We start from the raw sequence: 25,000 nt of genomic DNA, 5'->3' as shown, positions 1-25,000 counted from the left end.
AGAGTCTGACGGACCCTGGGAAGATCCTCTCCCTCTCCTTCTGGCGGGACGAGGCGGCCGTTCAGGCCTGGCGCAACACGCAAGCCCATCGCGCCACCCAGGCGGAGGGGCGCGCGGGGGTCTTCGCGGATTACCGGCTGCGGGTGGCCGCGGTGCTGCGGGACTACGGCATGGAGAAGCGGGAGGAGGCGCCGGAGGACAGCCGCGCCGCCCACCACGCCTGATCCCCTCACGCGGCGCGGGCGGCCGTGGGCGGGCTGCGGAAGCCCGTGCGAATGTGCTCCGCCAAGGCCGCCGCCGCGGCGCCGGGATGGGTGACGAGCGCGATCTCCAGCTCCGGCAGGGCAGGCATCCCGTCCTCCGGCCCCAGCATGCGCAGCCCCGGCGGCAGCGCTACGGAAAGTCCCACCGTCACACCCAGCCCGGCCAGCACCACCGCGTGGGTGCCGGTCTGGGAGGCGGAGGAATAGGCCATGCGCCAAGGCATCCCCGCCTTCTCCAGCGCCTCCGTCGCGGCCTGCCGCCAGGAGCAGCCGCCATGGGAGATGACGAGGGGAACCGGCTGCATGAGGTGGGAGGGCCGCGTGGACGAGCCCACCCAGCGCAGCGGGCCGCGCCAGACGCGCTCGCCCTCCACCCCGGCATGGTGGCTGACATTGCCGACGGAGAAGAGGGTGATGTCGAGGTCGCCGCGCTCGAAGCGGGGCAGCAGCTCCTCCGTCGGCAGGCACACCACTTCCACCTCGGCGGCGGGATGCGCCTCGGCGAAGCCGGCGAGGATGTCGGGCAGCCAGAGCAGGGCGTAGTCGTCCGGCGAGCCCAGCCGGATGTGCCCGGTGATGTCAGGCGCCCGGAAGTTCGCCACGATCTCGTCGTGCATGGCCAGCAGGCGCCGCGCCCGGTCCAGCAGCCACAGACCGTGCGGCGTCGGGCTCAGCCCTCGCGGGCCGCGCAGCAGCAGGGGCTGGCCCAGCGTCTCCTCCAGCCGCCGCATCTGCATGGAGACGGCCGACTGCGTTCGCCCGACGCGCAGCGCCGCCCGCGTGACGCTGCCTCCCTCCGCCACCAGTACGAAGGAGCGCAGCAGGTCGGGGTCCAGCCCCGGGGGGATGTTGAGCATGACCCCATCAGCATCGCTGATGCCGGACTTCAAAACAACTCGTTTCCCTTATGCCGGGAACGGACCGATCTTCCGTGACGCGACAGCACCCGAGAGGAATCGCAGACATGTCCGACCACGCCCTTCACCCCGGCTCCCTCCTGCGCGGGGGCACCTCCGCCCGCCGCGTCCCGGCCGCAGGCTGGCTGGCGTTCGTCGCGCGCATGGTCCGAGCGATCGAGGAGCGCCGCATCCTCGCCACGCTCGATGACCGGATGCTGGCCGATGTCGGCCTCAATCGCCTGGATGCCGAGCGGGAGGCCGCCCGCGCGCCCTGGGACATCCAGCCGCGGGTCTGAGCGGGTCAGGCGGAGAGCCTCTCCGCCTCCTCCGCCACCTCCTGGATGGAGAGGATGAAGATCCGGCGCCCCCGCCCACCGGCGAGGCCGCCGAGATCCATCCCGCTGAGCCAGGCGAGGGCGTTCGCGCCCTCGCCATCCGGCAGGGCCGAGACGAGGCCGCGCAGCCGCCCGTCCCGCCCCACCACCGGTCCGCCGGAATAGCCCATCAGCGCCGCCATGCGGGCCGTGAAGCCGCGGCCGAAGCGGGGCAGGATGGCGTCCGGGATCTCCACCACGCCCGAGGCGACGCCGGCACCGATGCTGGGCATGCCGGCCGCCCAGACCGGATCACCGGCCTCCACGGTCCCTTCGGCGAGAGGGGCCGGGGATAGCAGCCCACCCTCATCGGCGAGGATCGAGAGATCCATGCGGCGGCTGCGGGCCAGCACCGGCGCGCGGCGGGCGGGCGCGCCGTCTCCGCGGCGCAGCCAGACGGCGGCGGCGCCGCGCGGCAGGGCATGGGTGGTGCAGGCCACACGCCCCGGCGCCACCGCCACCGCGGAGCCGAGCAGCGCCCCCGGCCTGCCCCCGGCATCCGCGTGCAGGGCGGCGAAGCCGGTTCCCACCAGCGGCGCGATGGGCGTGCCGGCCGCCTCCTCCGCCGGAAGGCCGGCGCAGGCCGAGAGCGGCAGAAGGGCCACCAGGCCGCGGCGCGGGATCATTCCTGCCCCTTGTCAGCTTCGCCGGCACAACGCCGCGGGGAACCATCCGCTTCACGGGCTTGTTCCACCCCCGGCCCGTGACGGAGCGGCGCGCCGAACGCTTCCATGATGCGGCCCAAAACAGAACATAGTATGAACAGGCATGCCCCCTGATTCGACCCATCACCCGCGTTCCGGCCCTGCCCCCGAGCCCTTTCCCGGGGCGCTGGACGGGACACCTCACGGCTCCGCGAAAGACGGCGGGTTGTTGCCCGAGGGAGGCGAATCGATGGACCGCCGCGCCGTCATGTCGGCCCTGCGCGCCCGCGTCGCTCGGTTGGAGCGCGCCGGGCTGGCGGCGCGGGAGGAGCCGCCGGCCATCCCGCTCTGCGCGGAGATGGATCATGCCCTGCCCGGCGGCGGCCTGCCCCGCGCGGCACTGCACGAGATCCTCTCGGACGGGGCCGGGGCGGCGGTGGGCTTCGCCGCGCTGCTAATGGCGCGCTCCGGCGGCACGGTGTTCTGGATCGCGCGGGACCCCGATCCCTGGCCGCCCGGGCTGGCGCGCTTCGGCCTGCCGCCCTCCCGCCTCATCGTCGCGCAGCCCGGGAACGGCGCGGACGCGCTCTGGGCCACGGAGGAGGCGCTGCGCTGCCCCGCCGTCTCCGCCGTGCTGCTGATGTCGGAGCGGCCGGATGCCACTGCCATGCGCCGGCTACAACTGGCGGCCGAGACAGGGGGCGGGATCGGGCTTCTGCTCCGGGAGTCGGAGGAGGACGAGGGCCCCGCCCTCGCCACCACGCGCTGGCGCGTCACCGGCCGCGCCGGCGGAGCGATGCACGACCTGGGCGACCCGCAATGGACGCTGGAGCTGCTGCGCTGCCGCGCCGGCCGGCCGCAGACCTGGCACGTCACCTGGCGCGCCGGGATGGAGGCGCTGATGATGGACGATGAGATGCGAGAGGAGGATGTCCCGCGCCGCGGCCGCCCATCCAGGCGGGCGCTGTAGCTACGCCTCGTCCAGCAAGTCGAAATACGCGTTCTCCTGCCGGATTGAGTCCCGAACGACCCACACGGCCAGGCCGGTGAGGAGCACTGACGCCGCAGAGAGGGAGAGAAGGACCATTGGCTGAACTCCCAGGACGTTTTGTCCGGGCGCCATGCTCCCCTGCTCCGGTTAAGGAAGGGTGGAGGCCTAACCGCTGAGGAAGGCCAGCAGGGCGCGCGCCGTCTCCTCCGGCGCCTCGTCGGGCTGGAAGTGGCCACCGGGGACGGGCTGGCCGCGCACCTCCCCCGCCCATTCCGACCAGACCTTCACCGGGTCGGCCTTCGCCACGCTGTAATCCCTGCCCCAGAGCACCAGAAGCGGCGCCCCGATCCGCCTCCGGCCCCGATCCGCCTCGTCGGCCTCCTGGTCGCGCGTCCAGCCGGCGCGGTAGTCCTCGCAGGCGGCATGCACGGCGGCGGGGGCGGAACCGCAGCGGATGTAGTCCTCCAGGCACTCGGGATCGAAGGCGAAACCCTCCGCGGCCCAGGACCTCAGCGTCCAGCGCAGGTAGAACTCCGGGTCCGCGCCCACCAGCCGCTCCGGCAGGGGCCTGGGCTGGGCGAGCATGTACCAGTGGTAGGCGCCCATGGCGGATCTTGCGTTCGCCTTCGCCCACATCTCCGCGGTGGGCAGGATGTCCAGCACGGCGATGCGTTCCACCGCCGCCGGGTGGTCCAGCGCCAGGCGGTAGGCCACGCGCCCGCCGCGATCGTGCCCCGCCACCGAGAAGCGGTCATGGCCCAGGGCGCGCATGGTCTCGATCTGGTCCAGCGCCATGGTGCGCTTGGAGTAGGTGTCGTGTGCCTCGTCGCCCTCCGGCTTGTCGGAACGGCCGTAGCCCCGCAGGTCCGGCGCCACCACGGTGAAGCGGCGGGCCAGGGCAGGCGCCACGCGCTTCCAGATCATCCGCGTCTGCGGGTAGCCGTGCAGGAGGAGCACCGGCGGGCCGCTGCCGCCGACCAGCGCGTCGATCTCCACCCCGTGCCCCGGCAGCCGCCGGCGCTCGAACCCCTCGATCAGCCCTTCTCCGGAACTCATCCATCCCTCCTCATGACAACGGCCTCCGGGGCTTCCCCTGGAGGCCGCTATCGTAAGCCCGCCCGAAGCCTCAGGCGGCTTCCTGCGTGCCGAGGATCTTGTCGATCGTGATCGGCAGCTCCCGGATGCGCTTGCCCGTCGCGTGGAACACCGCGTTGGCGATGGCCGCGGGGGAGGCGCAGATGCCAATCTCGCCCAGCCCCTTCACGCCGATGGGGCTCGTCAGGTCGTCGTGCTCGTCCACGAAGATCACGTCGATGTCGTGGACGTCCGCGTTCACGGGGATGTGGTACTCGGCGATGTTGTGGTTCATGAAGCGGCCGAGATTGTGGTCCGCCATGCTCTCCTCGTGCAGCGCCATGCCGATGCCGAAAACGGTGGCGCCGAGGATCTGGGAGCGCGCGGTCTTCGGGTTCAGAATCCTGCCCGCCGCGATGGCCTGGACCACGCGCGTGACGCGCACCACGCCCAGCTCCTCGTCCACCCGCACCTCCACGAAAGCGGCGGAATGGGCGTAGGAGGAGTATTTGAGCATCGTCGTCTTGCTCGGGGCGGCGGTTTCCTCCGCCACGATCCGGTCCACGCCGCCGGCCACCATGGCGTCCTGGATGGTGACGAAACGGGAGGGATCGGAGATGAGCGCGATCCGGCCCTCCCGGAACTGCACTTCGTTGACCTTCGCGTCCCCGAGGGGAGAGTCGTTGATGCCGCGGGCGTAGCCGAACAGCTTCTCCCGCACCGCGTGGCAGGCCAGCTCCACCGCCGTGCCGGTGGAGGCCGCGCCCCAGGAGCCGCCCTCAACCGGGGCGTTGGGCAGCGAGGAATCGCCCAGCAGAGGCGTCACCTTCTCAATCGGGAGGCCCAGCGCGTCGGCCGCGATCTGTGCCATGATTGTGTAGGTGCCGGTGCCGATATCGGCGCTGGCGCTGGCCACCTCCAGCTTGCCGTCGATCGTCAGCGTGGCGCGGGCGGCGGTCTTCTGCATCGCCGCCTCCCACATGCCGACGGCCATGCCCCAGCCGATCAGCTCGTTCCCCTCCTTCATGGAGCGGGGCTTGTGGTTCCGCTTCGACCAGCCGAAGCGCTCCGCGCCCAGCTGCAGCGCGGCGCGCAGCTCCTTGCTGGTGAAGGGCTTACCGGTCGCCTCGTCGATCTGATTGTAGTTCTTCAGCCGGAACTTCAGCGGGTCCATGCCGAGCTTGTCGCACAGCTCGTCCACTGCGCTCTCCGAGGGGAAGAGGCCGGTGGGCGCGCCCGGGGCACGCATGTCGCCCGGCGTGTAGGTGTCGAGCTTCGACAGCTTGTAGCTGCCCTTGTAGTTCTCGCAGTGGTAGGTCATCCCGGACCAGCCCACCGTCTGCTCCGTGAAGTCCTCGAACTGGGAAGTGCCGGCGACCAGGTCGTGGCGGATGGCCTGCAGCGTGCCGTCCTCGTTCGCGGCCATCGCCACCTCCTGAAGCCCGTCCGGGCGGTAGGTGAAGGTGAACATCTGGTCGCGCGTCAGCACCACGCGGACGGAGCGCTTCAGCTCCAGCGAGGCCATGACGGCGAGAAACAACTGGTACTGCGGCCGCAGCCCGGAACCGAAGGCGCCGCCGACATAGGGCGAGATCACCTGCACGTCCTTGGTCGACAGACCGAAGATCTGGGTGATGTAGCGCTGGGTGTTCTGGACGCCCTGGATCTTGTCGTAGACGGTGATCCGGCCATCGCCCTCCCACACCACGGTGGAGGCGTGCGGCTCCATCGGGTTGTGGTGCTCCACCGCGATCCGGTAGCTGCCCTCCACCTTCACCGGCGCGCGGCCGAAGGCGGCCTCGGCATCGCCGCGCGGGCTCGGCGGGCCCATGCTGGTGCGGTACTTCGGCACGTAGGCCTCGCCCACCACCTTCGTCAGGTCGGTCTGGTGCTTCTCCGCCTCGTAGCTCACCCGCACGAGGGAGGCAGCGTAGCGGGCGATCTCGAAGTCCTCCGCCACCACCAGCGCGATGGGCTGGCCGCTGTAATGGACCTTCTCATCATAGAGCGGGCGGAAGGGCTTGCCGGGCGGCGCCACCTCGTCCTGGTACGCCGTGCTGCGCCAGGCCGTGCGCGGGCGGTTCTTGTGGGTGAAGACCTGGATCACGCCCGGCACCGCCAGCGCGTCCTTGACGTCGATGGCGGTGATCCGCCCCTTCGCGATGGCGGAGTTGACGACGTAGCCCTGCGCGAGGTCGGGTGCGGTGAACTCGGCGGCGTAGGGCGCGGCGCCCGTCACCTTCTTGCGGCCATCCACGCGGTTGCGGGGCGATCCGACATGGGTCTCGTACATGGTGCGGCCCCCTTCTACTGGATGCGCTTGTCGGTCTGGGACTGCGGCGTGCCCCGCGCGGCCTGGGACAGGGCGCGGATCACGGCGCGGCGCGCCAGGTCGATCTTGAAGTCGTTGTGGCCGAAGCCCTGCGCGCCATCGAGGATGCGCTCCGCCACCGCGGCGAAGACGGTGCGGTCGGCGGTCTTGCCGCGCAGCATGGCCTCCGCCTCCTCCACCCGCCAGGGCTTGTGGGCCACGCCGCCGAGGGCGATGCGCGCCTCCCCGATCGTGTCACCATCCATCTCCAGCGCGGCCGCCACGGAGACGAGGGCGAAGGCGTAGGAGAGGCGGTCGCGCAGCTTCAGGTAGGTGTAGTGCTTCGCGAAGCGCGGCTCCGGCAGCTCCACGCCGAGGATGATCTCATCCGCGTGCAGGTTCGTGTCCTTCTCCGGCATGTTGCCGGGCAGGCGGTGGAAGTCCGCCATGGGAATGCTCCGCTCCCCGTTCGGCCCGGCCACCTTTACCACCGCCTCCAGCGCGGCGAGCGCCACGCACATGTCGGAGGGGTGGGTGGCGATGCAGTGCTCGCTGGTGCCGAGGATCGCGAGGATACGGTTCTGCCCTTCCTTCGCCGGGCAGCCCGAGCCGGGCTCGCGCTTGTTGCAGGGCGTGGCGGGGTCGTAGAAGTAGTAGCAGCGCGTGCGCTGCAGCAGGTTGCCGCCCGTGGTCGCCGCGTTCCGCAGCTGCGGCGAAGCGCCGGCGAGGATGGCGGAGGAGAGAAGCGGGTAGCGCTCCTTCACCCGCTCGTCATAGGCGGCGGCGGTGTTGCTCACCAGCGCGCCGATGCGGAGCCCCTCCCCTGCCTCCTCGATCTCCTTCAGGCCGGGCAGGCGGCCGACATCCACCAGGTGGGTCGGGCGCTCCACGTTGTACTTCATGAGATCGACGAGGTTCGTGCCCCCGGCGATCACCTTGGCCGCGGGGTGGCCGGCCAGCTCGCGCACGGCATCGGCCACGCTGCCCGGGCGGGCGTAGGAGAAGCGGTTCACTTCGCATTCTCCTTCGCGATGACGCTCTCAATGGCGTCCACGATGTTCGTGTAGGCGCCGCAGCGGCAGAGATTGCCGCTCATATGCTCCCGGATCTCCTCGGGCGTCTTCGCGTGGCCCTCCCGCAGCAGGGCCACGCCGGAGCAGATCTGGCCGGGCGTGCAGTAGCCGCACTGGAAGGCGTCGTGCTCGATGAAGGCCTCCTGCAGCGGGTGCAGGGTGCCGTCCGGGGAGGCCAGGCCCTCGATGGTGGTGACCTCGCATCCGTCCTTCGTCACGGCGAGCGCCAGACAGGAGTTCATTCGCTCCCCGTCGATCAGCACGGTGCAGGCGCCGCACTGGCCGTGGTCGCAGCCCTTCTTCGTGCCGTAGAGGGAGAGGTCCTCCCGCAACAGGTCCAGCAGCGTGGTCCAGGGGCGGACGTGTAGCTCCTGCCGCTTGCCGTTGATGGTCAGGGTGATCCCGATCTCGTCCGGCAGGGCCGCGGGGCCGGATTCATGGCCGGCATCGGGCGCGAAGCCCTGGCGTGTCTTGAGTTCGAGGTCGGCCATTGCGGTGTCCTGCTTCAGGGCTTGGGCACCGGAGGCGGTCCGGCAGCAGCCGGGCCGGACAAGCGCGCGGGGCGCACCCCGTGTCGGAGCCTCCGTTCCGTAGGCGGGAAACGAAGGGAGCCGGGCGCGGTTGCCCGGCTAGCGCCCGAGGTCGGCCAGGACGATGGCCCCCGTCCGCTCGTAATGCGCGGCCAGGTGGGCGACCGCCCGATCCGCATCCCGCGCCAGGGCGGCCTCTGTGATGGCCCGGTGCTCCGCCGCCACGTCGCGGCCGGGATAGGCCAGGGTCTTGGCGGCGGAGCGGTAGCGCCGCGCCTCCTCCCGCAGCCGGTCGCAGAAGGCGATCAGGGGCGGGGCGCCGCAGCCCTCCAGCAGGGCCTTGTGGAAGGCGCCGTGGCAGGCCTCCCATTCCGGGTTCGCGGCGTAGCGGTGGGGATCGAGCGAGACGGCCAGCCGGTTCAGCCGGTGCTCCGCCAACACCACCGACTCCTCCCAGGCCGCGTCCCCGTGGGCGACGGACTCCCGCAGGGCGGCGCACTCCGCCAGGATCCGGCTGCGGATCAACCCGTCCAGCCCGTTCGGCGCGGCGGCGGCCACGCGGAAGCCTCGGTGCTCCAGCCGCTCCGCCAGCCCCTCCGCCGCGAGCTGGGACAGGGCCTCGCGCATGGGAGAGGCGCCGGCGCCGTAGCTCTCCGCAAGGTCCCGCAGCTTCAGCTTCAGCCCCGGCGGAAGGCGGCCGGAGAGGATGTCCTCCCGCAGGCGCAGGTGCACGGCGGTCGCCAGGGTGGGGTCGCGCGCCTCGGGCAGAAGCGTGGGGGGCATGGGTTTACATATTCGGCAAAGCCGCCCTGCCGCAAGCACTTGCGAACATAATGCTTGACGGACCCGGAATTTCGACAAAACCTTCACCCGACATCGGAAGGAAACGTCCGCGTGCGTCTGATCGCGTTCGAGCAGGAGGGCCGCGCGGTCCTCGGGGCCCGGCTGGGCAATGATGTGGTGGCCCTGACCGAGGTCGTGCCGGGCCTGCCGGAGGAAATTCCGGCGGCCATCGCCGCGTTGAACCTGCCGGAGGGCGCGGCCGCCCTGGCCGCGAAGCTGCAGGACGCCGCCCGGAAGCCGCTCGCCGGGCTGAAGCTCCTCCCCGTCGTGCCGCGCCCGGGGAAGATCATCTGCATCGGCCTGAACTACGTGGAGCACGCGAAGGAAGGGAACAACCCGATCCCCGACTACCCCGCCGTCTTCTTCCGCGGCCACACCTCGCTGGCGGCCCATAACGAGCCGCTGCTGCGCCCGAAGGTGTCCGACAAGTTCGACTACGAGGCGGAGCTGGTCATCGTGATCGGCAAGACGGCGAAGCACCTGACGGAGGAGAATGCCCTCTCGGTCGTCGCGGGCTACACCTGCATGAACGAGGGCTCGCTCCGCGACTACCAGCGCAAGGGCGCGCAGTGGACGGTGGGCAAGAACTTCGACCGTACGGGTTCCGTCGGCCCGGAGATCGTAACGCCGGACGAGATCCCGCAGGGGCCGAACGCGCTCCGCATCACCTCCCGCGTCAACGGGCAGACGATGCAGGATTCCAACACCTCCGACATGATCTTCTCCGTGCCGCGCATCCTGGCGATCCTGTCGGAGGTGATGACGCTGGAGCCGGGCGACATCATCGCCACCGGCACGCCGAGCGGCGTGGGCTATCCCCGCAAGCCGCCGGTGTTCATGAAGCCCGGCGACACGATCGAGATCGAGATCGAGGGCATCGGCACTCTCTCCAACACCGTCGAGGACGAGGGCTGATGGAGAAGGAGGTCGTCCACGCCGACGTTCCGGAGACGGGCGGCCCCTTCAACCTCTGCGTCAAGCGCGGGGACCTGATCTTCATCTCCGGCCTGCCGCCCTTCGAGGAGGAGTACTGCGCGAGGCTTCGCGCCGCGCGCGCGGAGGGGCGGCCCGTGCCGCCCATGCCGGACATCCCCTTCGAGCGGCAGGTGGAGATCGTGATGGACCACATGAAGCGGCTGGTGGAGGCCGCGGGGTCCAACATGGATTGCCTGCTGAAGGTAATCGTCTGGTTGAAGGACCAGACGCAGCAGGAGGCTTTCGACCGCATCTACCGCCGCTACTTCTCCTCCCAGGAGGCACTGCCGGCGCGCACCCGCATGCAGGCGGGCCGCACGCCGATGGATTGCGCGCTGGAGGTAGAGGCGATCGGCTACGTGCCTTCCCGGCCATGACCGGCGCCCCCCGCATCACCCTGTCCTTCGACAACGGCCCGGAGCCGGAGGTGACACCGGCCGTTCTCGACGTGCTGCGGGCGCGGGGGCTGCGCGCCACCTTCTTCGTGCTGGGCCACAAGCTGGCCGCGCACCGCGCCGTCGCGGAGCGCGCCCATGCCGAGGGCCACTGGATCGGCAACCACACCTGGCACCATGCCGGTCCGCTGGGCGGGATGCCGGATGACGACGCCGTGGCGGAGATCGCGCGCACGCAGGATCTGATCGGGGATCTCTCCCACCCCGACCGCCTGTTCCGCCCGCAGGGCGGCGGCGGCGTGTTGGGCCAGCACCTGCTGAACGGGGCCGCGCTGGACCACCTGGTCCGCCACCGCTTCACGGTGGCGCTGTGGAACGCCGTGCCCGGCGACTTCCGGGACCCGGAGGGCTGGGTGGACCGCGCCCTGTCCATGTGCCGCGGCCCCAACCCTGTCGCACCCGACTCTGTCGCCCTGGTGCTGCACGACCTGCCCAACGGCGCCATGCGCCACCTGGACCGCTTTCTCGGCCGGCTGGCCGATGCGGGCGCGGGCTTCGCCCAGGATTTCCCGGATTCCTGCCTCCCCCTGCGCCGCGGCGCGGATGCGGGCGGCGTGGCACGCTACGTCACCCACTCCACCGGAGCCGCCGCATGAGCCGCGCCACACGCCGTGCCCTGCTGGGCGCCCCCCTGCTCGGTCTCGCCGCCGCCCTTCCCGCCATCCCGGCCCTGTCCCAGGGCGCCTGGCCCAACCGCCCGATCCGGCTGATCGTGCCCTTCGCCGCCGGCACCACCACGGACATCCTCGGCCGCATCCTGGCGGAGGCGCTGGCGAAGGAGGCGGGCCAGCCCGTGGTGGTGGACAACCGCGCGGGTGCCGGCGGCAACGTGGGCGCCCAGGCCGTCGCCCGCGCAGCGGGGGATGGCTACACGCTGCTGCTGGGCACCAACGGCACCCACGGCATCAATGCCAGCCTCTTCGCCGACCAGGGCTTCGATCCCGTGCGGGACTTCACCCCGGTGGTGCCCTTCGTCACCACGCCGGCGGTGCTGGGGGTGCCCGTCTCTCTCGGCGTATCGAGCGTGGCGGAGCTGGTGGCGCTGGCGAGGCGCAAGCCCCTCACCTTCGCATCCGCCGGCAACGGCACCACGGGCCACCTCTCCCAGGCGCTGTTCAACCTGCGCACGGGGCTGGAGACGCAGCACGTGCCCTATCGCAACGCGGGCCAGGGCGTGACGGACCTCGTGGCCGGGCGGGTGGACGCGATGTTCTACCACCCGCTGGGGCTGAAGCCGCACATCGATGCCGGCACGCTGCGGGCGCTGGCCGTCACCTCCCCGGGGCGGGCGACGATCCTGCCGGACATCCCGACGATCGTGGAGGCGGGCATTCCCGACTTTGTGGTGGAGGGGCTGTGGAGCCTCTACGGCCCCGCCGGCCTCCCGCCGGAGGTGGTCGCACGGCTGAACCGGGCCGCCAACGCCCTGCTCGTCGATCCGGCTGCCCTCGCCAACCTGCGCGCCCAGGGCGTGGAGCCGACCGGGGGCACGCCGGAAAAGCTGGCGGCGATGACCCGGGACGAGATCGCGAAGTGGCGCCCGATCATCGCCGCTGCCAACATCAGGCCCGACTGAGCAGCCGCGGGGCGTGAACATCGCTCCGGAACAAGGGGCCCGATCAGGGCAACGAGGGCGGGCCGGAAGGACCCGCCCCGGACGGAGGAGAGCAGAGATGGCCGACCTGAACGAGCAGACCCTCACCGATGCGGTTATCGAACAGATGGCCTCCACCCCCGACCCGCGAATGCGGGAGGTGATGGACAGCCTCGTGCGGCACCTGCACGCCTTCGCGCGGGACGTGCGGCTGACGCCGACGGAATGGCTGGCCGCGATCGGGTTCCTGACCAAGGTGGGCCAGACCTGCACGCCCTACCGCCAGGAATTCATCCTGCTGTCGGACACGCTGGGCCTCTCCCGCCTGGTGAACCTGATGGACGACACGGCGAACCGCGTGGGCGAGGCGACGGAGACGAGCCTGCTCGGCCCCTTCTACCGCGAGGCCTCGCCGAAGTTCGGCTACGGCGAGAGCATCGCCGTGCACGCAAAGGGCCCGGAGATGATGCTCTTCGGCCGCGTGGTGAACGAGGCGGGCGAGGGCGTGCCGGACGCGATCGTGGAGATCTGGTCCACCGATGCAGACGGCACCTACGACCTGCAGGCGACCTCGCCCGATGTGATGGACATGCGCGGCCAGTTCCGCACCGACGCGGAGGGCCGCTACGCCATCCGCACCCTCGTTCCGCTCGGCTACTCCATCCCGATGGACGGGCCGGTGGGCGAGATGATCCGGGCCCAGCATCGCCACGGCATGCGGCCCGGCCACATCCACATGCTGATCGGCGCGGAGGGCTATCGGGAGCTGGTGACGGCCCTCTACCTCGGCGACGACGCCAATATCGGGTCCGACACGGTGTTCGGCGTCTCGGAATCCCTCGTCGTGCACCCGAAGGTCGGGATGGAGGGCTCGCCCGCCCCCTCCATCCCCGCCGTGCACTACGATTTCCAGATCGCGCGCCGCGCCGCCCATGACACCTCCGGCCGCGTGGGCGCGGATCCGTCGAAGATCGCGGCGGAGTAGCCGCGCCAGAGAAGAACGCGTGAGGGGCCACGGCGCAGAGAAGGCCGGGCCGCAGGAGGAGAAGGTTCATGAGGGGTCTCAGCAGGCGCGGGCTCGGCCGGGCCGCGGTGGCGGCGGCGATCACCGTGCCGGCCACCGCGCGCGCGCAGTCAACGCCGTCGGGGGAGCCGATCCGGATCGGCGGCTCCATGTCGCTCTCGGGCGGGCTGGCGGGCAACGGGCGCCCGGCGGGGCTGACCCACAAGCTCTGGGCGGATGAGGTGAACGCGCGCGGCGGGCTGCTCGGCCGGCCCGTGCAGATCGTCACCTACGACGACCAGAGCAGCGGCGCGCAGGTGCCGGGCATCTACACGAAGCTGATCGACGTGGATAAGGTCGATCTTGTCGTCTCCGGCTACGCCACCGCCATCATCGCGCCCGCCATGCCCGTGGTGATGCAGCGGAACCGGGCCTTCGTCTCCCTCTTCGGCACCGGCGTGAACAGCGAGTTCAAGTACGACCGCTACTTCTCCATCAACCCCTCGGGCTCCAACCCCAACCAGACCTTCGCCAAGGGCTTCATCGAGCTCGCCCTGGCGATGGACCCGAAGCCCCGCAGCATCGCCATCGTCAACCTGGACAGCGACTTCCACCAGCGCGCGGCGGAGAGCGCCCGCGCCCTGGCCCGCAGCGCCGGGCTGCGCGTGGTCTATGATCGTGCCTACCCGCCCACCACCGTGGACTTCTCCCCCATCATCCGCGCCGTGCAGGCCGCGCGGCCGGACGTGGTCTTCGTCGGCTCCTACCCGCCGGACACCGCCGGGCTGCTACGAGCGGCCAGCGAGCTGCGGGTGAACTTCCAGCTCTTTGGCGGCCCGATGATCGGCCCGCACATCACCGCCCAGAAGCTTCAGCTCGGCCCCATCCTGAACAACCTTGTCGTCTGGGACGTCTACGCGCCGGAGCCGACGCTGCAGTTCCCCGGCACCGCCTCCCTGATCGAGCGCTACCAGCCGGTCGCGGCGAGGGAGGGCACGGACGCGCTGGGCTACTACGTGCCGCCCATGGCCTATACCCAGATGCAGGTGCTGGAGCAGGCCGTGAAGAAGGTCGGCAGCCTGGACCAGGCCGCGCTGGCCAAGGCGATGCACGAGACGGTCTTCGACACGGTGATCGGCCCCGTGCGCTTCGACGCCCAGGGGGAATGGCCGGAACCGCGCGACATCTACACTCAGTACCAGGGGGTGCAGGGCAACGGCGTGGACCAGTTCAAGAAGGCAGGCACGCAGGTCATCCTCTACCCCGCGCAGTACAAGTCCGGCGAGCTCCGCAAGCCCTACACGGCCGGCGCCTGACATGGACCCGGACCTCGCCCTTCTCCTGAACGGGATCGTCTCGGGCCTGCTGCTCGGCGGTCTCTACGCCGCGGCGGCAGCCGGCCTCTCCGTCTCCTTCGGGATGCTGGACGTGGTCAACATCGCCCATCCCGCCTTCATGGTGCTGGGCGCCATGCTCGTCGCCCTCCTCTGGGGGGCGACGGGGATCGACCCGCTGGTGCTCTCGGTCCTCCTCACCCCCGCCTTCTGGGCGCTGGGGGCGGCGATCTACGTCGCCTACCACCACTTCTTCGAGCGGCGCGGGGACGAGGCCATCCAGGGCCTCGCCTTCTTCTTCGGCGTGATGTTCATCATCGAGATCGGGCTGGTCCTCGCCATCGGGCCGGAGCAGCACTTCGCCGACGCCTCCTACGCCAACGTCACCTGGCGGCTGGGCGAGATCGACCTGCCGCTGCGGATGCTGGTGCCGGCCCTCGTCGCGCTGCTCGCCATTGGCGGCCTCGCCCTGTTCCTGCGCCGCACCTTCACCGGCCGCGCCATCGCGGCGGTGGCGCAGGACCGGGAGGCGCTGCGGCTGCTGGCCATCGACCCCGTGCGCATCAAGCGGCTGGCCTTCGGCATCTCCATCGCCATGGCGGCGCTGGCGGGCGGCGCGCTGGTGGTGGTGCAGCCGGTGGAGGCTTCCTCCGGCCACATCTTCATCGGGCGGGTCTTCGCCGTGGTCATCATGGGCGGCCTCTCCTCGCTGTGGGGCTGCGTGCTGGCGGCGCTGGCCTTCGGCGTGGTGGAGAACGTGACGGCGAGCTTCTACGGCCCCTCCTGGTCCCCGGCCGTGGCCTTCGGCGCGCTGCTGCTGGTGCTGGCGGTCCGCCCGCAGGGCTTCTTCGGGCGCGCGGCATGAGCGACGCGACCCTTCCCGCCATGCCGGTGCTTCCGGCGCCCCGCCGGATGGGGCACGCCGCCTTCTGGCTGGCCTGCGCCGTCGCCGCGCTGGCCGTCATCGCGGTGCTGCGCGGCATCGGCAGCGAGTACGCCTACTTCGCCGCCACCTTCGTGCTGCAGTACGTCGTGCTCGCCACGGCCTGGAACATCCTGGGCGGCTATGCGGGCTACGTGAACTTCGGCGCGGCAGCCTTCTTCGCGGCCGGGGCCTACACCACGGTCGCGATCGGCAAGGCGCTGGGCCTCTCCCTGCTGCCCTGCATCGCCTTTGCCGCGCTGGTGGGCGGCGCGCTGGGCCTCGGCACGGGCCTCCTCACCCTGCGGCTGCGCGGGGCCTACTTCGCCATCGCCACGCTCTGCCTCTCCGTGGTGCTGCAGACGCTGGTGGTGAACTGGAGCTATGTCGGCGGCTCGCGCGGCGCCTACGTCATCCGCCCCCGGGACGTGCCCTGGCCCTTCGACACCTATGGCGGCTATCTCTGCGCCGTGGTGGTGGTGCTGGCCGCGGCCGCCATCGCCATCGCCCGCACGATCGAGAAGTCCCGCCTCGGCCTCGGCCTCGGCCTCGCCGCGCTGCGGGACGACGAGCAAGCGGCGGAGGCGGCGGGCGTGCCCACGCTGCGGCTGAAGCTGATCGCCACCACCATCTCCGGCGCCATGATGGCCGTGGCGGGCGCGCCCCTGCCCTTGCTCGGGTCCTACGTGGAGCCGAACTCGGCCTTCGGGCTGGCCTATGCCGTGAACGCCATCGCCATGCCGCTGATCGGCGGCACGGCGAGCTGGGCGGGGCCGCTGATCGGCGCGGTGGTCCTCGCCTCGCTCCAGCAGGCGGCGACGGTGACCATCTCCTCGGCCGCCAACCTGCTGATCGTGGGCGTGGTGCTGGTAGTGTTCGTCTGCGCCGCCCCCCACGGCATCCTCGGCTTGTTCAAGAAGGGCGCGCGATGAGCGAGGTCGTCCTGCGCGCCGATGGCGTGGGGAAGCGCTTCGGCGGCTTCACTGCCCTCTCCGGCGTCAATCTGGAGGTACGGGCCGGAGAGCGTCTCGGGCTGATCGGCCCCAACGGCTCGGGCAAGAGCACCTTTACCAACTGCCTCGCCGGCGCCTTCCCCAGCCATGATGGCGGCTTCACCTTCAAGGGGCAGAAGCTGGCCGGGCTGAAATCGCATGAGCGGGCGCGGCGCGGGCTGGCCCGCACCTTCCAGCTCCCCCGCCCCTTCCGCGGCCTCTCGGTGATCGAGAACATCCGCGTTCCCCTCGCCTATGCCGGCCGGCATGAGGCGACGGAGGAGCGGGCCATGGAATGCCTGGAGTCCGTGGAGCTGGCGGGCAAGGCGCAGCGCATGCCGAAGGAGCTGACGCAGGTGGAGCTGCGCCGGCTGGAGCTGGCCCGCGCCACGGCACTGAAGCCGGAACTGCTGATCGCGGACGAGGCGATGGCCGGGCTTTCCCACGCGGAAGTGGACCAGATCCTGGCTCTCCTGTTCCGCCTGAACGCCGGCGGCACGACGATCATCATGATCGAGCACGTCATGCGCGCCGTGACGGAGTTCTCCCAGCGCCTGGCGGTGCTGGTCGCCGGGAAGAAGGTCGCGGACGGAGACCCGAAGACCGTCCTCTCCATGCCCGAGGTCGAGGAGGCCTATCTTGGCCGCTAGCCTGCTCATCGAGGATGTGGACGCATCCTACGGCGCCGTGCGCGCGCTGGACGGCGTCTCGCTGACGGTCGCACCGGGCGAGACGGTGGCCCTGCTCGGCACCAACGGCAACGGCAAGACGACGCTGATGCGCTGCATCCTCGGCCTGCTGAAGCCCTCGCGCGGGCGGATCGCGGCCACCATCGACGGGCGGACGATCGAGCTGGTGGGCCGCACGCCGGAAGAGATCGTCGATCTCGGCATTGCCATCGTGCCGGAGGGGAGGCGGCTCTTCCCGCGCCTCTCCGTGGAGGAGAACCTGCTCCTCGGCGCCTACCGCCGCGCCGCCCGTGCCGCGATCCCGCGCCACCTGGAGTTCTGCTACGACGCCTTCCCCCGGCTGAAGGAGCGCCGTTCCCAGGCCGTGGGCAGCATGAGCGGCGGGGAGCAGCAGATGGTCGCGCTCGGCCGCGCGGTGATGTGCGCGCCGAAGATCCTGCTGGTGGACGAGCCCTCGGTCGGACTCGCTCCCATCCTCGTCGCCCGCACCATCGAGAAGATCGCGGAGCTGAAGGAGAAGCTCGGCCTCACCGTGCTCATGGCGGAGCAGAACTTCCACCAGGCCGTCCGCATCGCGGACCGCGGCTACGTGCTGGTGCACGGGCGGGTGGAGTTCCAGGGCGACTCCCCGGCCGCGCTGGGCGACAGCGATCTGGTCCGCAAGTTCTACCTGGGACTCTGAGCATGACCGCCTTGCAGGGATGGCGCCTGGGCTGGATCGGGGTGGGCCGCATGGGCGCGCCGCTCTGCCGCCGGCTGCTCGATGCGGGCGCCACGCTCTGCGCCACGGACACCAACCCCGCCCAGTTGGCGCCCCTGGCGGAGGCGGGCATCAGCCCTGCCGCGACCGCCGCCGCCATGGCGGGGGATTGCGACATCCTCCTCTCCATGGTGCCGAACGACGCCGCGCTGCTGGCGGTAGCCACCGGCCAGGGCGGGGTGTGCGAGGCGATCCGGCCCGGGCAGGTCTTCATCGACCTCAGCACCGTCTCCCCCGCCGCCTCAGCCCGCGTGGCGGAAGCGATGGCGGCGCGCGGGGCGGACTACATCCGCTGCCCCGTCTCAGGCAGCACGAGCACGGCGGCCGCCGGCGCCCTCACCCTCTTCGTTTCCGGCCCCGATGCCGCGATCGAGCGCTGCGCGCCGCTGCTGGCCGTGCTGGGCAAGGAGACGCTGCGCTGCGGGGAGGCCGAGGAGGCCCGCGCGGTGAAGCTGATGGTGAACATGGTCGTCGCCCTCACCCCTGCCGTGATCGGGGAGGCGCTAGCCTTCGGCGGGCGGCTCGGCCTGGATTGGGACGGGATGATCGACGCGCTGTCCCGCAGCGTCGTCGGCTCCCCCCTGCTCGCCTACAAGACGGAGATGCTGAAGGCGCGGGACTGGACGCCGGCCGCCGATGTCGACCTCGTTGCCAAGGACCTGGACCTTGCCCTGGCCGTGGGCGGGCGCGAGGGTGCGCCCATGCCTCTCTCCGCCCTCGCCCGGCAATTCGCCGCCGCCTACCAGGCCTCCGGCGAGGGAGGGCTGGACTTCTTCCGCGTTGCCACCTGGCCCGAGCGGCTGCTCGCGCCCAACCCTCGATAGGCCCCCCATGCAGGACGAGATCAGGGCGCTGGAAGCGCGCCGCTACGCCGCCATGCGCGACGGCGACCTGGAGGCGCTGGACCGGCTGCTCTCCGAGCGCCTGATCTACGCGCACTCCAACGCCAACACGGACACGAAGGCGAGCTATCTCGACACGCTGCGGGACGGCAGCCTGCGCTACCTTCACGTGGAGTTCGAGACGCACCAGGTGCTGGAGGCAGGCGCCGACGCCGCCGTCGCCCTGGGCAGGATGGGTGCCCGCGTCTTCCGCTACGGCGGGGAGCGCGAGATCGGCGGCATGACCTGCGCGGTGTGGAACCGGGAGAGCGGCGAATGGCGTCTCCTCTCCTACCAGCCGACCGCCATTCCGAAGGGTTAGACATGGTGAACTCGCTTCTTCCGACCACCGTCGTCGGCAGCTATCCGCAGCCGGACTGGCTGGTGGATCGCAGCGTGCTGGCGCAGAACCTCGTGCCGCGCGTGCGCATGAAGCAGATGTGGCGCGTGGCCGAGGACGCGCTGGAGGGCGCGCAGGACGACGCGACGCTGGTGGCGATCCGCGACATGGAGCGCGCGGGCATCGACATCGTGACCGATGGCGAGATCCGGCGGGAGAGCTATTCCAACCGCTTCGCCCTGGCGCTGGACGGCGTGGACGTGGACAACCCCGCCCGTACCATGGGCCGCGCGGGGAAGGAGACGCTGGTGCCGCGCGTGATCGGACGGATCCGCCGCAACCGGCCGGTGGAGGTGCGGGACGTGGAGTTCCTGGTCGCCAACACGGACCGGAAGACGAAGATTACCCTGCCCGGCCCCTTCACCCTGTCGCAGCAGGCCTCGGACGAGTTCTACGGGGACGAGGAAGCCATGGCGATGGACTACGCCGCCGCCGTGAATGAGGAAGCGCGCGACCTCAGGAAGGCCGGTGTGGACATCATCCAGTTCGATGAGCCGTGGATGCAGGCCCGCCCGGAGGCCGCCGCCCGCTTCGGCGTAAAGGCGCTGAACCGCGCGCTGGAAGGCCTGGAGGGCGACACGGTCGTCCACCTCTGCTTCGGCTACGCCGCCGTGGTGAAGGAGAAGCCTTCCGGCTACTCCTTCCTCCCGCAGCTGGCCGACTGCACCGCGGCGCAGATCTCCATCGAGGCCGCGCAGCCGAAGTTGGACCTGGCCGTGCTCGACGGCCTGCCGGGCAAGACCATCATGCTCGGCGTGATCGATCTCGGCACGCCGGAGGTGGAGACACCTGAGATCGTGGCGGACCGCATCCGCGCGGGGCTGAAGCACCTGCCGGCCGAGCGCCTGGTCGTCGCGCCGGATTGCGGCATGAAGTACCTGCCCCGCCCACGCGCCTTCGCTAAGCTGAAAGCTATGGCGGACGGCGCCGCGATCGTGCGCCGCGAGTTGCAGGGCTGATAGGGTGACCTTCGGCATCGGGGTGATCGGCCTGGGGATGGCGTCCACGCCCCACATGATGGCCCTGAAGGAGCTGGAGGCGGCCGGACGGGTGCGGGTCCTTGGCGGCCATGCCCCCTCCCCTACCCGGCGGGAGGCTTTCTCGTCCCGCTGGGGCGTGCCGGTCTTTGCCGATCTGGCGACGCTGCTGGCGGTGCCAGGGCTGGACCTCGTCCTCGTCCTCACCCCGCCCTGGACCCACCTGCCAGTGGCCGAGGCCGTACTGGCAGCGGGCAAGCACCTGATCGTCGAGAAGCCGCTGGAGGCGACGCCGGAACGGGCATCCGCCTTGGCCGCGGCGGCCGATGCAGCCGGCCGGCTCTGCGCGGTCTGCCTGCAGCACCGCTTCCGCCCTTCGGCCCAGCGGCTGAAGGCGGCGCTGGAGGCGGGCGCCCTCGGCTCTCCGCTCTCCGCCTCAGCCAGCATTCGCTGGTGGCGGGACGAGGCCTACTTCGCGCAGCCGGGGCGCGGCACGATCGAGCGCGACGGGGGCGGCGTGCTGCTCACCCAGGCCATCCACACGATCGACCTGCTGCTGCACCTCGCCGGGCAGGTGCGGGATGTTAAGGCCTTCGCCGTCACCTCTCCGCTGCGCCGGATCGATACCGAGGACGTCGTCGCGGCCGCCCTCCGGTTCGAGAACGGGGCGGTCGGAGTCCTGGACGCTACGACCGTTGCCCGCCCCGGCTTTCCCGAGCGGATCGAGATCGCCGGCACGCGCGGCAGCGCCGTCCTCACCGCCAACAGGCTGGAACTGCACGCGGCCGATGGCGGTCCTCCGGAGATCATCGGCGGCGATGAGGCAGGCGGTGGCGGGGCCGATCCCATGGCCTTCGATCACGGCCCGCATCGTGGCATGATCACTGCGATGCTGGACTCCCTGGACTCGGGCCGCCCGCCCCCGCACGCCGCCCGAACCGCACTGCCCGCGCAACGGCTGATCGCGGCGATCCTCGCGGGAGCGGTCGCGCCGTGAGATCTCTCGGCATCGTCGCCATGGCACTCCTGATCGGCGCTGGCGGCTTCGTCCTGACCGAGTTTTTCCGCTCGCAACGGCTGGCCGACCCGACCGACCGTTGTGTCGAGGCAGCCTCCTCTGCTCGCCAAGCCTTCGAGGCGGGACCGATGGCACGAGGCGGGCGGCGCGTGGAGGAGCTGACCGCGCCCCAGCGGGTGGAGACGCCCGAGGGCGCCATGCCCGGCCTGATCCTCTGCCGCGGCGAGGCGCGCTTCAGCTCCGGCGCGCAGGACACGCTGTGGTACGCGCTAGTGCCGGCGGCCGGTGGAGATGCCGGTCAGTTCATGATCCATGCTGCGCCGGGCGAGATGGGACGGCGAAGCATTCTAGCCCTTCGCTGAAGGCAGGGTTTGAACTCACATGATGGACAGCGATGACGAGCCGGTCGCGGCACGGCTGCCGCCCGGGCGATTCTACATGACGCCACAAGGCGAGGCGGCACTGCGGGCCGAGTTCGAGGCGAGAAAGGCGGAGCGGCATCGCGTCGTCGAGATCGTGTCCTGGGCCGCTGGCAACGGCGATCGGAGCGAGAACGCCGACTACAAGGAGGGCAAGCGCCGCCTGCGCGAGATCGACCGGCGGCTGCGCTACCTCGGGCAGCGATTGGATCAGGCGGACGTGGTCGATCCCGCCACCCAACCGCAGCGGGACCGCGTCTTCTTCGGTGCAACGGTGACCTACCTGACCGAGCAGGACGAGCAGAGAACCGTAACCATCGTTGGCGTGGACGAGGCCGATCTGGCCATGGGCAAGATCAGCATCGGATCGCCAATGGCGCTGGCCATGTTGAAAGCGCGAGTGGGGGATGAGGTAACGGTGCGAACGCCGACCGGCCCGAGCTCCGTCGAGATTACAGCAATCTGCTACCCGGCGCCGCCCTGATTAGGACGGCCCAAGCCCAAAACCCCCTCGTCCTTGTTGGGGCGAGGGGGTTGTCATGGTGTTGTATGGGATATGGATGCGGGGACAGGATTTGAACCTGTGACCTTCAGGTTATGAGCCTGACGAGCTACCGGGCTGCTCCACCCCGCGGTGGTGTAGTGATCATGTTCTCCGGTCGGGTGGCCTGGCGCTGACCGACTCTCCCGCGTCTTAAGACGCAGTACCATGGGCGCAGGGGCGTTTCACGGCCGAGTTCGGGATGGGATCGGGTGTGGCAGCCTCGCTATAGGCACCAGGCCACCGGGCCGGAGGACATGATGGGTGGGCGGACGCGGAGCGTTCTGCCCGGGATGGAAGGTGGTGTGTGGGTGGTGTGTTTGCGTGTTGGTGCTGCGTGCGGCGAGGGGGTTAGCCCTCAGCGGTGGGGGAGTGGAGTTCGATCGGGCGATTAGGACCGCTCGGCTGCGTCGGTTACCCGACTTCCACCTGCGGCCTATCGACGTGCTGGTCTGGCACGGCCCTTGGGGAGACCTGGTTTTGAGGCTGGTTTCCCGCTTAGATGCCTTCAGCGGTTATCCGTTCCGCACTTGGCTACCCGGCGATGCGGCTGGCGCCACAACCGGTGCACCAGAGGTGCGTCCATCCCGGTCCTCTCGTACTAGGGACAGATCCTCTCAAGTCTCCAACACCCATGGCAGATAGGGACCGAACTGTCTCACGACGTTCTAAACCCAGCTCACGTACCGCTTTAATCGGCGAACAGCCGAACCCTTGGGACCTGCTCCAGCCCCGGGATGCGATGAGCCGACATCGAGGTGCCAAACCTCCCCGTCGATGTGGACTCTTGGGGGAGATCAGCCTGTTATCCCTAGAGTACCTTTTATCCGTTGAGCGATGGCCCTTCCACGCGGGACCACCGGATCACTAAGGCCGACTTTCGTCTCTGCTCGCGCTGTCGCGCTCGCAGTCAGGCGGGCTTGTGCCTTTGCACTCAACAGCCGATGTCCGACCGGCCTGAGCCCACCATCGCGCGCCTCCGTTACACTTTGGGAGGCGACCGCCCCAGTCAAACTGCCCACCAGGCAGGGTCCCGGCCCCGGCTAACGGGGCTCGGTTAGACGCCAGAAAGGCGCAGGGTGGTATTTCAAGGTTGCCTCCGCAGAGGCTAGCGCCCCTGTTTCATCGGCTCCCACCTATCCTACACAGCCCCTTCCTGGCGCCACTGCCAAGCTGCAGTAAAGGTTCATAGGGTCTTTCCGTCTGACCACGGGTACCCCGCATCTTCACGGGGAATTCAATTTCGCTGAGCCCATGCTGGAGACAGTGGGGAGGTCGTTACGCCATTCGTGCAGGTCGGAACTTACCCGACAAGGAATTTCGCTACCTTAGGACCGTTATAGTTACGGCCGCCGTTTACCGGGGCTTCAATTCAAGGCTCTCACCTCTCCTTTTAACCTTCCGGCACCGGGCAGGCGTCAGACCCTATACGTCGTCTCTCGACTTCGCAGAGCCCTGTGTTTTTACTAAACAGTCGCCACCCCCTGGTCTGTGCCACCCCAACCCACTTGCGTGAGCAGGGGTCTCGCTTATCCCGAAGTTACGCGAGCAATTTGCCTAGTTCCTTCAGCATGGTTCTCTCAAGCGCCTTGGTATACTCAACCAGTCCACCTGTGTCGGTTTCGGGTACGGTCCATAATCCCAGTGCTATTTCCCGGACCTCTCCAACCGCCCCCCCAATCCGATAAGGGGGAACAGAACTTCAAGGTCGTCACATCTGGGGGGCCAGGGAATATTCACCCTGTTTCCATCGGCTACGGCTGTCGCCCTCGCCTTAGGGGCCGGCTCACCCTGCGCGGATTGGCCTTGCGCAGGAACCCTTGGACTTTCGGCGAGAGGGGTTCTCACCCTCTTTGTCGCTACTCATGTCCGCATTCGCACTTCCGATACCTCCAGGACCCGTCACCGGTATCCCTTCACAGGCCTACGGAACGCTCCGCTACCGCGTGCATTGCTGCACACCCACAGCTTCGGCTCGTGGCTTGAGCCCCGTTACATTTTCGCCGCAGAACAGCTATTAGACCAGTGAGCTATTACGCTTTCTTTAAAGGATGGCTGCTTCTAAGCCAACCTCCTGGTTGTTTTGGCCGTCCCACATGCTTTCCCACTTAGCCACGAATTAGGGGCCTTAGCTGGTGGTCTGGGCTGTTTCCCTCTCGACAATGGACCTTAGCACCCACTGTCTGTCTGCCACGCTATACTCACCGGCATTCGGAGTTCGGTAGGGTTTGGTAGGGCTTTGGGCCCCCCTAGCCCTTCCGGTGCTCTACCTCCGGCGGTAAACGCATGACGATCTACCTCAATAGATTTCGCGGAGAACCAGCTATTTCCGAGTTTGATTGGCCTTTCACCCCTAGCCACAGCTCATCCCCGACTTTTTCAACAGGCGTGGGTTCGGCCCTCCAGTGGGTGTTACCCCACCTTCAGCCTGGCCATGGCTAGATCACTCGGTTTCGGGTCTCATGCCGGCAACTCAAGCGCCCTTGTCAGACTCGCTTTCGCTGCGCCTACACCTCACGGCTTAAGCTTGCTGCCAACACGAACTCGCGGACCCATTATACAAAAGGTACGCCGTCACCCCACAATGAGGGCTCCGACTGCTTGTAGGCGCTCGGTTTCAGGTCTCTTTCACTCCCCTCGTCGGGGTGCTTTTCACCTTTCCCTCACGGTACTTGTGCACTATCGGTCGCCAAGGAGTATTTAGGCTTGGAGGGTGGTCCCCCCACGTTCAGACAGGGTTTCACGTGCCCCGCCTTACTCAAGGATCCATGCGCGCCATACGCCTACGGGGCTATCACCCACTGCGGCAGAGCTTTCCAGCTCCTTCGGCTTAACGCACATAAACCACTGGCCTACTCCGCTTTCGCTCGCCACTACTCGCGGAATCTCTGTTGATGTCTTTTCCTCCAGGTACTGAGATGTTTCAGTTCCCCGGGTTCGCCTCCCACGCCTATGTATTCAGCGCAGGATCTCCATACAGGAGGGGTTTCCCCATTCGGACATCCGCGGATCAACGATCGCTCGCATCTCCCCGCGGC

26 protein-coding genes, 1 tRNA gene and 2 rRNA genes (2 of these 29 only partly in view) are annotated in these 25,000 nt (G+C 69.5%); 19 read left to right on the top strand and 10 right to left on the bottom strand.

Annotated elements, in window-relative coordinates; translation table 11 throughout:
• On the top strand, window positions 1-224 hold the 3' portion of the coding sequence (locus VQH23_RS15735; protein WP_338661682.1) for an antibiotic biosynthesis monooxygenase. It extends 124 nt beyond the left edge of the window; only the last 224 of its 348 coding nucleotides appear in the window; the start codon falls outside the window, past its left edge; the stop codon is at window positions 222-224.
• Window positions 225-229: 5 nt separating this feature from the next.
• Here VQH23_RS15735 and VQH23_RS15730 read toward each other — a convergent pair whose 3' ends face one another.
• The gene (locus VQH23_RS15730) at window positions 230-1,120 is read right to left on the bottom strand and encodes a LysR substrate-binding domain-containing protein (protein ID WP_338661681.1); all 891 of its coding nucleotides are present in this window, start codon (window positions 1,118-1,120) and stop codon (window positions 230-232) included.
• A 107-nt stretch (window positions 1,121-1,227) separates the two neighbouring features.
• On the opposite strand from VQH23_RS15730, the gene VQH23_RS15725 reads away from it, so the two are divergent.
• Complete coding sequence (locus VQH23_RS15725; RefSeq protein WP_338661680.1) at window positions 1,228-1,458, top strand: DUF1127 domain-containing protein; 231 nt, start codon at window positions 1,228-1,230, stop codon at window positions 1,456-1,458.
• Between the two features lie 5 nt (window positions 1,459-1,463).
• Here the strand turns inward: VQH23_RS15725 and VQH23_RS15720 are convergent, their stop codons facing one another.
• Window positions 1,464-2,162, bottom strand: coding sequence for a serine protease (locus tag VQH23_RS15720; protein WP_338661679.1), 699 nt, complete (start codon window positions 2,160-2,162; stop codon window positions 1,464-1,466).
• 268 nt (window positions 2,163-2,430) lie between these two features.
• Here VQH23_RS15720 and VQH23_RS15715 point away from each other — a divergent pair, with 268 nt between their 5' ends.
• Entirely contained in the window at window positions 2,431-3,150 is a 720-nt protein-coding gene (locus tag VQH23_RS15715) for a hypothetical protein (protein WP_338661678.1), read from the top strand.
• A gap of 186 nt (window positions 3,151-3,336) precedes the next feature.
• Here the strand turns inward: VQH23_RS15715 and VQH23_RS15710 are convergent, their stop codons facing one another.
• The 5 genes from VQH23_RS15710 to VQH23_RS15690 all read right to left on the bottom strand — a co-directional run bounded on the left by VQH23_RS15710 (window position 3,337) and on the right by VQH23_RS15690 (window position 8,942).
• Window positions 3,337-4,227, bottom strand: coding sequence for an alpha/beta hydrolase (locus VQH23_RS15710; protein WP_338661677.1), 891 nt, complete (start codon window positions 4,225-4,227; stop codon window positions 3,337-3,339).
• Between the two features lie 70 nt (window positions 4,228-4,297).
• Window positions 4,298-6,538, bottom strand: a complete 2,241-nt coding sequence (locus VQH23_RS15705) for a xanthine dehydrogenase family protein molybdopterin-binding subunit (RefSeq protein ID WP_338661676.1) — start codon at window positions 6,536-6,538, stop codon at window positions 4,298-4,300.
• Between the two features lie 14 nt (window positions 6,539-6,552).
• On the bottom strand, window positions 6,553-7,569 hold the full coding sequence (locus tag VQH23_RS15700) for a xanthine dehydrogenase family protein subunit M (protein ID WP_338661675.1): 1,017 nt from the start codon (window positions 7,567-7,569) through the stop codon (window positions 6,553-6,555).
• Window positions 7,566-8,120, bottom strand: a complete 555-nt coding sequence (locus VQH23_RS15695; protein WP_338661674.1) for a (2Fe-2S)-binding protein — start codon at window positions 8,118-8,120, stop codon at window positions 7,566-7,568. Before VQH23_RS15695 ends, VQH23_RS15700 begins: the two co-directional genes overlap by 4 nt.
• Before the next feature lie 138 nt (window positions 8,121-8,258).
• A complete protein-coding gene (locus VQH23_RS15690) occupies window positions 8,259-8,942 on the bottom strand; it encodes a GntR family transcriptional regulator (protein ID WP_338661673.1) in 684 nt (227 codons plus the stop codon).
• Between the two features lie 111 nt (window positions 8,943-9,053).
• Between VQH23_RS15690 and VQH23_RS15685 the strand changes: the two genes are divergently transcribed.
• The 16 genes from VQH23_RS15685 to greB all read left to right on the top strand — a co-directional run bounded on the left by VQH23_RS15685 (window position 9,054) and on the right by greB (window position 21,905).
• Entirely contained in the window at window positions 9,054-9,917 is an 864-nt protein-coding gene (locus tag VQH23_RS15685) for a fumarylacetoacetate hydrolase family protein (protein WP_338661672.1), read from the top strand.
• Window positions 9,917-10,354, top strand: a complete 438-nt coding sequence (locus VQH23_RS15680) for a RidA family protein (RefSeq protein ID WP_338661671.1) — start codon at window positions 9,917-9,919, stop codon at window positions 10,352-10,354. Before VQH23_RS15685 ends, VQH23_RS15680 begins: the two co-directional genes overlap by 1 nt.
• Entirely contained in the window at window positions 10,351-11,028 is a 678-nt protein-coding gene (locus VQH23_RS15675) for a polysaccharide deacetylase family protein (RefSeq protein WP_338661670.1), read from the top strand. Before VQH23_RS15680 ends, VQH23_RS15675 begins: the two co-directional genes overlap by 4 nt.
• The gene (locus VQH23_RS15670) at window positions 11,025-12,008 is read left to right on the top strand and encodes a tripartite tricarboxylate transporter substrate binding protein (protein ID WP_338661669.1); all 984 of its coding nucleotides are present in this window, start codon (window positions 11,025-11,027) and stop codon (window positions 12,006-12,008) included. Before VQH23_RS15675 ends, VQH23_RS15670 begins: the two co-directional genes overlap by 4 nt.
• 97 nt (window positions 12,009-12,105) lie before the next feature.
• Window positions 12,106-13,011 (top strand): dioxygenase, encoded by a 906-nt coding sequence (locus tag VQH23_RS15665; RefSeq protein ID WP_338661668.1) that lies wholly within the window; start codon window positions 12,106-12,108, stop codon window positions 13,009-13,011.
• 68 nt (window positions 13,012-13,079) lie between these two features.
• Window positions 13,080-14,345: an amino acid ABC transporter substrate-binding protein gene (locus VQH23_RS15660; protein WP_338661667.1), complete on the top strand. Its 1,266-nt coding sequence runs from the start codon at window positions 13,080-13,082 to the stop codon at window positions 14,343-14,345.
• Between the two features lies 1 nt (window position 14,346).
• On the top strand, window positions 14,347-15,228 hold the full coding sequence (locus VQH23_RS15655; protein WP_338661666.1) for a branched-chain amino acid ABC transporter permease: 882 nt from the start codon (window positions 14,347-14,349) through the stop codon (window positions 15,226-15,228).
• Entirely contained in the window at window positions 15,225-16,217 is a 993-nt protein-coding gene (locus VQH23_RS15650; protein ID WP_338661665.1) for a branched-chain amino acid ABC transporter permease, read from the top strand. Before VQH23_RS15655 ends, VQH23_RS15650 begins: the two co-directional genes overlap by 4 nt.
• Window positions 16,214-16,927, top strand: a complete 714-nt coding sequence (locus VQH23_RS15645; RefSeq protein WP_338661664.1) for an ABC transporter ATP-binding protein — start codon at window positions 16,214-16,216, stop codon at window positions 16,925-16,927. The genes VQH23_RS15650 and VQH23_RS15645 overlap by 4 nt, the downstream gene beginning before the upstream one ends.
• Complete coding sequence (locus VQH23_RS15640; protein WP_338661663.1) at window positions 16,917-17,648, top strand: ABC transporter ATP-binding protein; 732 nt, start codon at window positions 16,917-16,919, stop codon at window positions 17,646-17,648. Before VQH23_RS15645 ends, VQH23_RS15640 begins: the two co-directional genes overlap by 11 nt.
• Window positions 17,649-17,650: 2 nt before the next feature.
• Window positions 17,651-18,550 carry an NAD(P)-dependent oxidoreductase gene (locus tag VQH23_RS15635; RefSeq protein ID WP_338661662.1) on the top strand — a complete coding sequence of 300 codons (900 nt, stop codon included), beginning with the start codon at window positions 17,651-17,653 and terminating at the stop codon, window positions 18,548-18,550.
• 7 nt (window positions 18,551-18,557) lie between these two features.
• Window positions 18,558-18,929, top strand: a complete 372-nt coding sequence (locus VQH23_RS15630; protein WP_338661661.1) for a nuclear transport factor 2 family protein — start codon at window positions 18,558-18,560, stop codon at window positions 18,927-18,929.
• Window positions 18,930-18,931: 2 nt separating this feature from the next.
• Entirely contained in the window at window positions 18,932-19,966 is a 1,035-nt protein-coding gene (locus VQH23_RS15625; protein WP_338661660.1) for a 5-methyltetrahydropteroyltriglutamate--homocysteine methyltransferase, read from the top strand.
• Window positions 19,967-19,970: 4 nt separating this feature from the next.
• Window positions 19,971-20,981 (top strand): Gfo/Idh/MocA family oxidoreductase, encoded by a 1,011-nt coding sequence (locus VQH23_RS15620; protein WP_338661659.1) that lies wholly within the window; start codon window positions 19,971-19,973, stop codon window positions 20,979-20,981.
• On the top strand, window positions 20,978-21,364 hold the full coding sequence (locus VQH23_RS15615; protein ID WP_338661658.1) for a hypothetical protein: 387 nt from the start codon (window positions 20,978-20,980) through the stop codon (window positions 21,362-21,364). The genes VQH23_RS15620 and VQH23_RS15615 overlap by 4 nt, the downstream gene beginning before the upstream one ends.
• Window positions 21,365-21,383: 19 nt before the next feature.
• The gene (gene greB / locus VQH23_RS15610) at window positions 21,384-21,905 is read left to right on the top strand and encodes a transcription elongation factor GreB (protein WP_338661657.1); all 522 of its coding nucleotides are present in this window, start codon (window positions 21,384-21,386) and stop codon (window positions 21,903-21,905) included.
• 73 nt (window positions 21,906-21,978) lie between these two features.
• Here greB and VQH23_RS15605 read toward each other — a convergent pair.
• From VQH23_RS15605 to VQH23_RS15595, 3 genes are all read right to left on the bottom strand, one after another.
• A tRNA-Met gene (locus tag VQH23_RS15605) sits at window positions 21,979-22,055 on the bottom strand.
• Between the two features lie 32 nt (window positions 22,056-22,087).
• Window positions 22,088-22,202, bottom strand: a 5S ribosomal RNA gene (gene rrf, locus VQH23_RS15600).
• Between the two features lie 130 nt (window positions 22,203-22,332).
• Window positions 22,333-25,000: ribosomal RNA gene (locus VQH23_RS15595) — 23S ribosomal RNA — on the bottom strand; it runs 74 nt beyond the window's last position.

This window comes from Pararoseomonas sp. SCSIO 73927 (genome assembly GCF_037040815.1).
Lineage (GTDB): Bacteria > Pseudomonadota > Alphaproteobacteria > Acetobacterales > Acetobacteraceae > Roseomonas.
This window is presented reverse-complemented; position numbering and strand designations above follow the sequence as displayed.